Annotated in this window: 11 protein-coding genes; 8 read left to right on the forward strand and 3 right to left on the reverse strand. The window is 51.8% G+C overall.

Features of this window, described 5'->3' with window-relative positions:
- Positions 1 to 15: 15 nt before the first annotated feature.
- The 6 genes from ahbC to tsaA all read left to right on the forward strand — a co-directional run bounded on the left by ahbC (position 16) and on the right by tsaA (position 6429).
- A complete protein-coding gene (gene ahbC / locus JW984_02615) occupies positions 16 to 1200 on the forward strand; it encodes a 12,18-didecarboxysiroheme deacetylase (protein MBN1572069.1) in 1185 nt (394 codons plus the stop codon).
- Positions 1201 to 1325: 125 nt separating this feature from the next.
- Positions 1326 to 3185 (forward strand): tRNA uridine-5-carboxymethylaminomethyl(34) synthesis enzyme MnmG, encoded by a 1860-nt coding sequence (mnmG, locus tag JW984_02620; protein MBN1572070.1) that lies wholly within the window; start codon positions 1326 to 1328, stop codon positions 3183 to 3185.
- A gap of 279 nt (positions 3186 to 3464) precedes the next feature.
- Positions 3465 to 3641: a hypothetical protein gene (locus JW984_02625; protein ID MBN1572071.1), complete on the forward strand. Its 177-nt coding sequence runs from the start codon at positions 3465 to 3467 to the stop codon at positions 3639 to 3641.
- 506 nt (positions 3642 to 4147) lie between these two features.
- Positions 4148 to 4858, forward strand: a complete 711-nt coding sequence (locus tag JW984_02630) for a DUF4013 domain-containing protein (GenBank protein ID MBN1572072.1) — start codon at positions 4148 to 4150, stop codon at positions 4856 to 4858.
- 147 nt (positions 4859 to 5005) lie between these two features.
- The gene (locus tag JW984_02635) at positions 5006 to 5758 is read left to right on the forward strand and encodes a DUF4013 domain-containing protein (GenBank protein ID MBN1572073.1); all 753 of its coding nucleotides are present in this window, start codon (positions 5006 to 5008) and stop codon (positions 5756 to 5758) included.
- A 125-nt stretch (positions 5759 to 5883) separates the two neighbouring features.
- Positions 5884 to 6429 (forward strand): tRNA (N6-threonylcarbamoyladenosine(37)-N6)-methyltransferase TrmO, encoded by a 546-nt coding sequence (gene tsaA, locus JW984_02640; protein ID MBN1572074.1) that lies wholly within the window; start codon positions 5884 to 5886, stop codon positions 6427 to 6429.
- A gap of 387 nt (positions 6430 to 6816) precedes the next feature.
- Here tsaA and JW984_02645 read toward each other — a convergent pair whose 3' ends face one another.
- The 3 genes from JW984_02645 to JW984_02655 form a co-directional block, all read right to left on the reverse strand.
- The gene (locus JW984_02645; protein ID MBN1572075.1) at positions 6817 to 7218 is read right to left on the reverse strand and encodes an STAS/SEC14 domain-containing protein; all 402 of its coding nucleotides are present in this window, start codon (positions 7216 to 7218) and stop codon (positions 6817 to 6819) included.
- A gap of 221 nt (positions 7219 to 7439) precedes the next feature.
- The gene (locus JW984_02650; protein MBN1572076.1) at positions 7440 to 7841 is read right to left on the reverse strand and encodes a hypothetical protein; all 402 of its coding nucleotides are present in this window, start codon (positions 7839 to 7841) and stop codon (positions 7440 to 7442) included.
- Between the two features lie 236 nt (positions 7842 to 8077).
- Positions 8078 to 8833: a tetratricopeptide repeat protein gene (locus JW984_02655; protein MBN1572077.1), complete on the reverse strand. Its 756-nt coding sequence runs from the start codon at positions 8831 to 8833 to the stop codon at positions 8078 to 8080.
- A 170-nt stretch (positions 8834 to 9003) separates the two neighbouring features.
- Between JW984_02655 and JW984_02660 the strand changes: the two genes are divergently transcribed.
- Positions 9004 to 9957 carry a nitronate monooxygenase gene (locus tag JW984_02660; GenBank protein MBN1572078.1) on the forward strand — a complete coding sequence of 318 codons (954 nt, stop codon included), beginning with the start codon at positions 9004 to 9006 and terminating at the stop codon, positions 9955 to 9957.
- A 453-nt stretch (positions 9958 to 10410) separates the two neighbouring features.
- On the forward strand, positions 10411 to 11898 hold the full coding sequence (gene glpK / locus JW984_02665; GenBank protein ID MBN1572079.1) for a glycerol kinase GlpK: 1488 nt from the start codon (positions 10411 to 10413) through the stop codon (positions 11896 to 11898).
- Positions 11899 to 12130 lie beyond the last annotated feature (232 nt).

Here is a 12130-nt window from a genome sequence, read left to right on the forward strand (position 1 = left end):
ATTTGATAGATTGATATGATAGGTATCTCGAAACTATACATGGGGGCGGTGGAGCAGTCGGACGTGATCCGCTACGGGGCGAGGTCGAAGGATCTTCCCTCCCACCTACTCCAGTTCTCCGAGGACAAGAAGCCGGTGGTGGTCTTCAACTGCACCCGGCGCTGCAACCTGAGGTGCATCCACTGCTACAGCGACTCGGAAAACCTCGATTATGCGGGGGAGCTTGACACCGGCGAGGCGAAGGGGCTGATCGAGGACCTCGCCTCCTTCGGGAGTCCCGTTATCCTCTTTTCCGGCGGGGAGCCGCTGATGAGAAGAGACCTCGTCCAGCTCGTGGACTTCGCCGTAGAGAAGGGAATAAGGGCGGTCATCTCCACCAACGGGACGCTGATCACGAAGAGGTGGGCGAGAGAGATGAAATTGAGAAACCTCTCCTACGTGGGGGTGAGCCTTGACGGTTTGAGGAAGACCCACGACTCCTTCAGGCGCACCCAAGGCGCCTTTGACAGGGCGATTGGAGGGGTGGAGAACTGCATGGAGGAGGGGATAAAGGTCGGCTTACGCTTCACGATAAACAGGATGAACATGGCCGAGATCCCGGGGATATTCGACATGGTGGAATCAATGGAGATTCCGAGGATATGCTTCTATCACCTCGTCGTGACAGGCAGGGGGGGCGGCATCACAGACCTAATGCTTTCTCACGACGAGACGAGGGGAGTCCTCGATCTGATCATGGAGAGGACAAAAAAGCTCTTCGAGGCCGGCCAAGAGACGGAGGTCCTGACCGTGGACAACCACGCCGACGGCCCATATATTTATCTTAAGCTCAAGGAGGAAGACCCGGCGAGGGCCGAGGAGGTAATGGGCCTCCTCATAATGAACAAGGGGAACTCCTCCGGTCTGGGGATCGGGTGCGTGGGCTGGGACGGGGAGGTCTACCCTGACCAGTTCTGGAGAAGCCGCCCCCTCGGAAACGTCAGGGAAAGGCCCTTCTCCGAGATCTGGACCGACACCACGAATACGCTCATGGCGAGGCTCAAGAAAAAAGGGGAGTTCGTGAAAGGGAGGTGCGCCTCCTGCCGGTGGCTTGATGTCTGCGCCGGAAACTTCAGGGCCAGGGCCGAGGCGATGACCGGCGACACCTGGGCCGCAGATCCCGCCTGCTACCTCACCGACGAGGAGATCGGGATCGGGTAGGGGCAGGGGGACAGGGTCTTGCTTGTCAGGACTGATTTGATTAAAAAATCCACGCCGTGAGTTTTTTGTTCAATACCCTTTGTAATGTTTTTCACGCCCTTTAAAAAGATAAGATCAAAGGCTCCATGAAGAGATACGATGTAATAGTCGTTGGGGCGGGCCACGCCGGGTGCGAGGCGGCGCTGGCGGCCGCCCGGATGGGGAGAAAGACCCTGCTCATAACCAGCAACGCCGACAACATCGGGCAGATGTCCTGCAACCCGGCCGTGGGGGGGCTGGCCAAGGGGCAGCTGGTAAAGGAGATAGACGCCCTCGGGGGAGAGATGGGCCTTGCCACAGACAGCTCCGGGATCCAGTTCAGGACGCTCAACTCCACAAAGGGGCCGGCGGTGAGGTCTTCGAGGGCACAGGCGGACAGGACGGCGTATCGCGCCTACATGAAGTGGACGCTGGAGAAGGAGGAGAACCTCGACCTCAAGCAGGAGATGGTCGATAAGATCATTGCCGAGGGGGGGGAGGTCTCCGGTGTCGTCACCGCCACGGGGGACGAGTATCTTTCGACCTCCGTGGTCCTCGCCACGGGGACCTTCATGCGGGGGATGATCAGCATCGGCGACTTCGAGTTTCCGGCCGGAAGGCTGGGCGATTTTCCCTCCATAAGGCTCTCCGACTCCCTTATGGAGCTGGGATTTGAGATAGAGAGGTTCGCAACCGCCACAACGCCCAGGGTGGACGGAAAGACGATAGAGTGGGAGAGGACGGAGCTTCAGCCCCTCCAATGGCCGATACGCCCCTTTTCCTTCAGGTCGCCGCCGATAGAGAGGGATCAGCTTCCCTGCTATATAACCTATACCAACGAGAATACCCACAGGGTAATCAGGGATGCCGTTGACGCGAAATACGTGGAGGAAAAGTTCCTCGCCAGAAAGGGCCCACGGTACTGCCCCTCCATCGAGGAGAAGGTGATCTTCTTCCCGGAAAAGGAGCGCCACCAGATATTCCTGGAGCCGGAGGGGATAGCTACGACCGAGGTCTACGTCAACGGGATATTCACGATACTGAGCCTGGAGATACAGCGAAAGATCATCGGCTCGATCCCGGGGCTCGAAGCGGCGGAAATAGTCAGGCCCGCCTATCGGATCCAGTACGACATGATCCCCCCCACTGAGCTTAAGATGTCGCTCGAGACGAAGCGGGTCTCGGGCCTCTACTTCGCCGGGCAGATAAACGGCACCTCCGGCTACGAGGAGGCGGCGGCCCAGGGGATAATCGCCGGGATAAACGCCGCGCTGAGGACCGAAGGGAGGGGGCCGCTGATCCTTAAGCGCTCCGAGGCCTACATCGGCGTCATGATAAGCGACCTCGTCACCAAGGGGACGAAGGAGCCCTACAGGATGTTCACCTCCCGGGCGGAGTACCGCCTGAGCCTGAGGGAAGGAAACAGCATTTTCAGACTGACGCCGACGGGTCGCGACGTTGGGCTTGTCTCGGACGACGACTGGAGGCTCTACCTCGAAAAGAAGGAGGCGCTTAAGAGGGGGCTTTCCGCCGTCGAAGAGAAGATAAACCCGAAGAGAGAGGTGAACGAGATGCTTAACCGCCTCAACGTACCGGAGATAAAAAAACAGGTCACGTTAAGGGAGATATTGAGGAGGCCGGAGGTGACGATCGAGACGATCAGGGCGATCGCCCCCCAGATCTCGGAGGTGGACGACGAGGCCCTATCCGAGGTGGAGGTGGAGGTCAAGTACGAGGGGTATATAAGGCGCCAGGACGAGCAGATAGGGAGGCTTGAGAAGATGGACGGCGTGGTGATCCCGGAGGACTTCGACTACCGGGGGCTATCCGGCCTTTCGCTTGAGGTCACCGAAAAGTTAGAAGGGGTGAGGCCCTCCTCCATCGGCCAGGCCTCGATGATACCGGGCGTCACCCCGGCGGCGATTTCCATCCTCATGGTTCACATGAAGAAGGGGGGGCTGATTTAGTGAGGCCGAAGGTGTTTAGATTTTTTTTGGCGTCCGTCTACAGCCCAACGTCTTGATTCAGGCCGGTTCTGATTTTCCTACTGTCAACTTATCAGAGCGTTCCCGTCCGCAATAGAATCCCTCCGATAATATGTGTATCTAATTGATGGCGTGAAAAATCCATAAAGGGACAATACCTTTTGACATATGGCCGTTGTGTGATATATTAGAGATAAAAGGTTAATATAGTGTTCATTTTTAATGGGGCGGGAAAAACGGGATAATTAAAAGGAGTGATCGATGATCTGGCACATTATGACCATCCTTTGTGGAATACTTACCGTTTTAGCGGCCCTTTTCCCTGAATCTTATTCACACCTTCTTGCCGGTGATTTCAAGGCTATGGTGACGTTTTTTGCGTCTTCGGTTGTACTGTTTGCGGCGCTGGCGTTGGGTAGCTACAGAGACTGGATATAGAGTTCTTTTTGGCAGATTTTTTGTAATCGTGGGTAAAGGTTTCAGATTCTATGCGGAGCTTCGCCTTTAGATATTGGAAAGGCCCTGTTTATTGGTCCATCGGTCGTTGTTAAATTTACATCTCATTCTCTTGGGAAACGGGAATCCAAACCCGTCCTCGCGAAAGCGGGGAACACTGTTGATATTCACTGGATTCCCAGTCAAGCTGGGAATGATGGAATAATTTGAAATGAAGCAGGGAGGGACAATACAATTTATTTATTGTCATTCCCGCGCAAGAGGGAATCCAGAGGGATGGTGTCTTTGGCTTGGGTGACACTGACAAGCTCCGGCTTGTCAGTGAGGATGGCCGAAGGAAATATTGTATTATTTGTCATTCCCTTGGGAAGCGGGAATCCAGACTGATTCTTACTGGATTTTCAATCAAGCTGGGAATGACATAAGAACGGCTTCCTTCGTCCCGCCGAGGGTGGCAAGGGAAACAGAAAAACGAAAAACAGGAGAAAATGATGGATGTCAAAGAGGCGTTTTCGTATCCGTTTGAGGATGATGACTGGGCTATAAAGCTTCTGATCGGCACGGTCTTCGTCTTTATTCCGATAGTAAACTTCTTCAGCAAGGGCTATGCCTACACCGTCTTCAAGGCGGCTGTGAACAACGAGGAGCTCTATATGCCGGAATGGGACGATTTCAAGGGATATTTTATTCGGGGATTCTGGGTGTTTTTCATTCAGCTCTGCTACTATTTTATCCCGCTGTTCTTGATCCTTTTCGGCGTAGGATTGGCTGTAGGGGGATGGTATTTTTATGATTTGAAAAATGGGGACGAGTTTATCGTTGTAGCGTTCATGGGCATATTCTTTTTCCTTATCGGCTTAATCCTCGCATTTATTGCGATAGCCCTTTACCCGATGGCCCTGGCCAATTACGCAAAGAGTGGAGAGAGGTTCGGGGAGGCATTTCGGTTGTTCGATATTATTTCCAAGATATTCATGGTCTTCGGAGACTACGTTATCGCCTATCTTATAATGTTCTGTGTCGTTTTCTTTATCTCCCTTTTGACCATATTGCCTTTTATTGGGCTGCTCTTTTCCATTGCAAACCTTTTCTTGATCTTTTACCTTTACTATCTCGTCTGGTTCGGCCTTATCGGACGCGCCTGCTCGAAGGCGTTTATCGGAGATGTCGGATCTGTACCGGTAGTCCCGGGGAAATAAAGGCGGTGTAGCTATCTTACTGATCGGAATGAAAAATGTACGATGCTTCTGTGTGGATGAACAGAGGTATATGTAATAAAGATATGTTGATGATATGCGATTGAGATTTAGATTTCTTTTTGACAGATTCAGATTTGGGAGACTGCGGTGATAAATATCAATAGGGCGTTTTCTTATCCGTTTGGGGACGAAGAGTGGCCGATCAAGATACTCATTGGGGCGGCGATAAGCGCATGTCCCATAGCGAATTTCATTTCGGTCGGATACATGTATAAAATCTTTAAATCGGTCTTAAACGGGGGTGAGCCTTATTTGCCGGAATGGGACGACTTCAAGGAACTCTTTTTTCAGGGATTATGGCTCTTTCTCATCGGCCTGTGTTACATCGTACCCCCGATGATCGTGGGCTCTTTCGGCATGACGGTCCTCTTTATCGGCGTGCTCGTCCTCTTTGCGAAGGTCAGCGTGGGAGTCACAATAGTAATAATAGGGGTTTCCATTCTTGCGGTAAGTTTCTTTTTGGTGATGCTGATCGCGTTTTTATATCCTATGGCGGTTGCGAACTACGCGAAGGGAGACGAGAATTATACCGACGCCTTCAGGATATTCGACATATTTAAAAGGATCTTAAAGGTCTTTGGGGACTACATAATTGCCTTCGTTGTGATATATGCCGCAGTTTTTGCGATGCTGGCGCTCCTTGTGTTTCCCCTTTTGGGGATAATGTTCTCGATTGTCAGCATATTTTTTGCCTTCTACATTTCATATCTCCTGTGGCCCGCCCTCTTCGGCTCGGCCTGCGCCAATGCGTTTGAGGGAGACACGGCCCCCAAAACCGCCCTGAAGCAGAGAAGGCCCGCAAAGAAAGAGCCCGCAAAGAAAGGACGGAAGTCGAAATAAATTCTGTTCAGGCCTGAAAGATTTTTTTAGGGAGGGGCTGCAGTGGAATTTAGATAAACTTTCGCTTTTCCCGTGTTAATCAAAGGTTGAGTTGTGTTACTCATCCATGAAAAAGGATTTGAACCATGATCGATTTCAAGCTGAAGCAGATAGGAACGGTGAAAAGCGGCCGCAAAGAAGCGTGTCTCTATCCCGAAGATCAGGACCTAAAGATCGACAGGGAGCTGGCCCTCGATCAGTACGTGGAGATGGAGGTTTCGGAGATAGTCGTCGACGAGGAGTACGCCGGTTGTCTTGACGGAATAGAGGAGTTCAGTCACGTTATAGTCCTCTTTCTGACCCAGTTTACCAATGAAGGGGCCCGCCGGATAAAAAGGGTCCACCCCGGGGGATTCAAGGAATTCCCGGTGAAAGGGATCTTCTCCACGCGCTCGCCTGTAAGGCCGAATCCGATCGGACTTACGGTGGTGGAGCTTCTTGAGCGGAGGGAAAACGTACTGGTGCTGAAGGGATTGGACGCTATCGACGACACCGAGGTCCTCGACATAAAGCCCTTCATCTCCTTTCTCGACATGCCGGAAGACCCGAAAGACCCTAAGTGGATACTCGATCTTTTCGACTACATTGCCAAGGAAAAGGGGCGGCTTGTGGAGGAGAGAAAACGGAGTTAAACGGTGTTGGGGGGGGGCGGACTCTGAATTACATATATCAAGCGGCGGACGCAAACAGCGAACGCAAAAGGCGGAAGGCAAATTTTAGACGGCAAACGGGAAAAGGGTGGATGGCAGGCGGGAAACGGCCGAGGGCAGGCTGAAAAGGGCAAAGAGTTGACAATAGGTGAGAGGCGGTGGATAGCCAGCATAACAAGGTTAAAACAACCGGGGCGGGTGGGACGGGGGCGGGCGGCCGGGGCGGTATATCGCGAGCCGGCCGAGCGGCAAATCGCGAGCCTGTCGAGCGGCACATCGCGAGCCTGTCGAGCGACGCCGGATGATTGATAAAAAAAAGCACTCCATATATGAAGTGCTTTTTAAATATGGTGGGCGCTTCCTATTTCATCAATCTTTAAAGCTGTCAAGCCACGCTTCCGCCTCTTTGTATGTGGCAAAGTGTTCGACCTCTGTGCCCATCTCGCTCTCTCTGCTGATCCTCTGAGAAACAATTTTTATTAGCTTCTTGTCCACGACCCTTGCCACCCTGCCCTGTCCCTTTTTATCGGCGATATTCTTAATCTCAACTAAGAGCTGAGAGGTTTCCTGGGACGGGGGCTTCATATCTGAGAGGTCTGTGATGCTGGTAAATCCACTTTTAACTTCAGCCATGACTCTTCTGAAATCCTCAAGCAGATTTGAAACATCGTCAAGACGCTCCCAGAATCCTCTGAAAATAATGTGTGTTCGATTTTTCGCCGTGTCCACGTACATTTCGTACATCTTGGTTTTCGCAATTTCCTTTTTCATGGCAACTTTTCTCCCCTTATCATATTAGAAAGAAATGCGTTGGATTATTTCGATATACCTCAGCAAGAGTCCACAGCCATATTTGAAATAAAAATACTATTGGTGGTTACCTCGCAATATAAAGGCTTGATATACTCGACCGCCATGAAAAAAAGGCATCGAACTATTAATTCGATGCCTATATATTATCTCATCGGTTTTCAAAGCTGTCAAGTATCTCATCAATTTTCAAAGCTGTCAAGCCACGCTTCCGCCTCCTTGTATGTAGCAAAGTTTTCGACATCCAAATCCATATCACTCTCCCTATCAACCCTTCGAGATACGATTTTTATTAACGCCTTATCCACGATCCTTGCTATCTTACCCTGTCCTTTTTTATTGGAAATGTTCCTCATTTCAATTAAGAGCTGAATTACATCTTGGCCTGGTGTTTTCATCTCGGAGATGTCCGTGATACTGGTAAACCCTCTTTTTACTTCACTCATGGCCCGTTTGTGGTCTTCCAACAAATTTGGAACATCGTTAAGATTTTCCCAGAATCCCCTATAGATAATATGAGTTCGATTTTTTGTCGTGTCTACATAGATTTCGTACAAGTCGTTTTTTGCAATCTCCTTTTTCATGGCCGTTTTCTCCACTTATTTTATTAAAGAAATGAGTTGAATCATATCTATTTTATTCAGCGAGAGTTTACAAACATCTTTAAAATAAAATATGGCAATTATGTCATCGGTTTTAGAAACTGTCAAGGAATACACGCATTCTTTTAATGCGTCTGAAAAATCCAAAGATCAGCCAGTAATGCCGTGAAGATCGGTTTGCTTGGACAGTGTTCGAAGGATTGTAGCTTCGACTATCCCTACTCCACCTCCACCTCCTTCAGGTCGAGGCTATTAAGCTTCTTTTTCTCGTCCGTGGGGAGGGTCAGCTCCCCCTTTTCCACCGAATCCTTCAAACCCTTAAGCTTTTTTACGGCCTTGTTGTAGTTCTTCCTGTAGAGCTTTTCATCCGGCTTCAGCTCCATCGCCGCCTTGAATTCATCGAGAGCCCGGAAAAAATCTCCCTTCCAGTTCAGGGCAATCCCCCCAAGGTTGTTGTGGGCGTAGTGTATTGTCGGGTCCTTCTCTATGGCGATGATGTACTGGCTCCACGCCTTGTCCCACTTCTTCAATCCCTCGTAGGCGAGCCCCAGGTTGTAATAATTCCAGCCGTCTTCAGGGTCGAGCCTTATTTCCTCCCTGTAGGCGTCCAGGGCCTTTTCATGCTCCCCCCTGTACCAGTAGACTGTTCCGAGGGAGTAGTTGACGTATTTCATGTTTGGATCGAGTTCTTTCGCCCTGGCAAGCTCCTTGTACGCCTTGTCGAAGGTTGCCTCCTTGACGTCCATCTCGGAATAGAGATAGGCTATCCCCAGGAGATAGTGAAGGACTGGGTCGTTGGGATTTTCCTTTACCTGACCCTTATACTTATTTATTACTCCGTCAAGTTTCCCATCGAGGTGCGCCCTCTCGATCTCGTTTACCCTTGTTTTGAGATCCTGGCCGTATGCCGCGGTCAAAAGCGATACGGCCAAAACGAGAGAGAGGATAACCGGAAGTAGGTTTTTTCTCTTCATATATTTTACCTCATTTAAATTCTTTTGAAAAATCTCAGCCCCCCTATTGCATATTGTAGGCAAATAGTACCAGAGAGAAATGAATTGTTCAAGCCCAATTTCAATTTTCCTTTACCTCCGCTGGAAAAGTTAGTATACTTTCAAAAATAATTCAGTTGCCGGAGGTTATTATGTTTAAGACGGAACTTTGCGATCTGCTCGGTATCGAATATCCGATAATTCAGGGGGGTATGGTCTGGATATGTTACCATGAGCTCTGCTCCGCCGTCTCGGAAGCGGGGGGGCTGGGGATTCTCGCCGCCGGCGGTATGACGGTGGAAGAGCTTAAAAAGGAGATTGAGCTCGTAAAAGGGCTGACCAAAAAGCCCTTCGGGGTGAACATCCCCCTCATGAGGCCGGATGCGGAAGATCTGATAGATGCTGTGATCGCAGGCGGTGCGAACGTCATATCGACGTCCGCCGGGAGCCCCAAGCGTTTCACTGGAAAGATTCACGATGCGGGACTGAAGGTGATTCACGTCTCTCCCAACGTCTCCCTTGCGGAGAAGGGGGCCCATGCCGGCGTGGATGCGATAGTCGTGGAGGGTATAGAAGCGGGGGGACACGACGGCTTTGACGAGATAACCACGGTGGCCCTTGTCCCACAGACCGTCGACAGGGTCTCTATCCCTGTTGTCGCGGCCGGTGGAATTGCGGACGGGAGGGGCTTTGTGGCGGCCCTGGCGCTGGGGGCCAAGGGCGTCCAGGTGGGGACGAGGTTCGCCGCAACCCACGAGGCGAGGGCGCACCCGAAGTTCAAGGAGGCGATTCTCAACGTCACGGACACGGGCACCATCCTGACCGCAAGGACAATCGCCCCGGTGAGGAGCGTCAAAAACTCGCTGACCGAGAGGATAAACAAGGCGGAGATGTCAGGCGCCACAGCCGAGGAACTTGCCGACCTGATAGGGGAGGGACGCTCCCAGCTGGCGTCCCAGAACGGCGACATCGACGAGGGGACGGTCTACTGCGGGCAGATCGGCGGGATGATAACTAGGCTTAAACACGCCGGGGACGTTGTGAGGGAGATGATAGGCGAGGCCGAGGCGATAGTCAAGGGGCTTGGCTCCCTTGTCGGTTCTTGAAAAAGGGGAATAGTTATTGCCTGTCATCCTTTTTGTGCTTGTCATTACATATATATTTGTCATTCCCTATATCTAATGTCATTACCTTGGGAAGCGGGGAACTGAAATAGTATTCATTGGATTCCCAATCGAGTTGGGAATGACATTATAGTTCCCGGTCGGGTTAGGAATGGCTTTATTATGGGCGGAGTAAATATTGTTAAATGCAATTCCCTTTATATTTGTCATTCCCGCGCAAGCGGGAATCCAGAGGGTGGTGTTTGTGCGTTGGGTATCACTGACAGGTTTTGGTCTGTCAGTGGGGGTTCCGGAACCGGGTTAATATAATATGTAAGGTAAGTAAAAAAATTTTGATTTGGAGATAACAGGTGATATAATAAAAAGTTAATGTTATCTTGATCTTTCAAATCAGGGTTCATACACTGTTTATTAATAGCGATAGGGGAGCAAGACATGGGCGGATATATCATGGCCATCGATCAGGGCACAACCGGAAGCAGGGTCTTTATTTTTGATGAAAAGGGGGCCGTTGTCGGAAGCGCGTACAAGGAGTTCACGCAGATATACCCGAAGCCGGGCTGGGTCGAGCACAACCCAATGGAGATATGGAAGAGCGTCGAGGAGACGATGCTCGACGCCTGCGTGAGGAGCGGAGTGGAGCTCAAGGAAATCCACGCCATAGGTATCACCAACCAGCGGGAGACCACCGTCCTATGGGAGAAGGAGACCGGAGTGCCTATCCACAACGCCATAGTCTGGCAGTGCAGGAGGACCGCCGGGATATGCGACGAGCTTAAATCGGCGGGGTATGAGCCGCTCTTCAAGAAAAACACCGGCCTTGTGGTCGACGCCTATTTCTCCGGCACGAAGGTCAAGTGGCTTTTGGATAACGTCCCCGGGGCGAGGGATAAGGCAGAGAAGGGGGAGATACTCTTCGGGACGATAGACACGTGGCTCATGTACAACCTCTCGGGCGGAGAAGTCCACGCCACCGACTACACCAACGCCTCGAGGACCCTGATGTTCAACATAGAGAAGAAGGAGTGGGACAAAAAGATCCTCGATATTCTCGGCGTTCCCGAGGCGATGCTGCCTGTGGTCAAGGACTCCGCCTCCCTATTCGGCCATACGGCGGAGAAGCTCCCAATGGACCGGAAGGTTCCCATAACCGGAGTAGCGGGCGATCAGCAGGCCGCCCTCTTCGGGCAGGGGTGCACGAAGCCCGGCATGGCCAAGAACACCTACGGCACCGGCTGCTTTCTTCTGTCCGTCACCGACGGGATCGTCCACTCGGAGAAGGGGCTCCTCACGACCATTGCGTGCAGCGACGAGGGAAAACCGATATATTCGCTGGAGGGGGCGGTGTTCATCGCCGGCGCGGCGATCCAGTGGCTGAGGGACGAGCTGAAGATTATCAAGGACGCGAAGGAGACCGAGGAGCTGGCCAAGAGCGTCGACGACAACCACGGCCTCTACATGGTGCCCGCCTTCGTGGGTTTGGGCGCCCCCTACTGGGACATGCACGCCCGGGGAGGCATCCTGGGGATAACGAGGGGCTCCGGCAGGAGTCATCTGGCAAGGGCCGCCCTCGAGTCGATCGCCTATCAGACAAAGGACCTCGTCGAGGTTGTGAACGAGGAGTCGGAGGTCGATATGAACCTTCTCAGGGTGGACGGCGGCGCCGCCTCGAACAATTTCCTGATGCAGTTTCAGTCCGACATCCTGGACATCGACGTGGAGAGACCGAAGATGATCGAGACCACAGCGGCCGGCGCCGCATACCTGGCGGGCCTCGGCTCCGGCTTCTGGAAGAGCGGAGCGGAGCTTACAGAGTGCAGGGAGGTGGAGAGGGTTTTCAATCCGGCCATGGACAAGTCGGAGAGGGAGAGGCTATACAAGGGATGGAAGGAGGCGGTTAAGAGGGTGAGCACGAAGTTATGAATTGCCATGTCGTTTCTTTAAGGGGGGCAGGTAGACGTTTTTTTATAGGGAACAAATATTGATTGTCATTTCCGGTCCGTTTGAGAACGACGGGATTGTAGACGAAACTTGATATATTATATATATGTATGTTATATGTCATTCCCTTTATAATTGTCATTCCCATGAAAACGGGAATCCAGGCCTGTCCCCGCGAAAGCGGGGAACCAGGTTGATATTCACTGGATTCCCA

The sequence above is a fragment of the Candidatus Zymogenus saltonus genome (assembly GCA_016929395.1).
Lineage (GTDB): Bacteria > Desulfobacterota > Zymogenia > Zymogenales > Zymogenaceae > Zymogenus > Zymogenus saltonus.